At 55.6% G+C, this 270-nt stretch carries 1 protein-coding gene; it reads right to left on the reverse strand.

Translation table 11 applies throughout. From position 1 onward, the window contains the following. Positions 1–270: RnfABCDGE type electron transport complex subunit B (locus AAEY75_RS15235; RefSeq protein ID WP_352260054.1), on the reverse strand; the 270-nt coding region annotated here is incomplete at both ends.

The following is a 270-nucleotide window of genomic DNA, read 5'->3' on the forward strand; positions in this document are numbered from 1 at the left end:
TGCCAGTACCGACGATGGCGTCAACAGGACAGGCGGGTATGCATTTGGTGCAGCCGATACAGTCATCTTCACGGATAACGGCACGTACCTCGGTCGGTCGCGTCGATGTGGCGTCTATCGGCCACTGAGATGGCGCGGCTCTAAGGGTTGTTGTAGCGCTGGCGGGATTGACGATTTGCGCAATAGCATCAGTAACTGGTTGACCGCCCGGCACGCATTTATTGTATGGCTCGTTATCCACTACAATCGCGGTAGCATAAGGCAAGCAAC

This window comes from Psychrobacter sp. TB55-MNA-CIBAN-0194 (assembly GCF_040309505.1).
GTDB classification, from domain to species: Bacteria; Pseudomonadota; Gammaproteobacteria; order Pseudomonadales; family Moraxellaceae; genus Psychrobacter; species Psychrobacter fozii.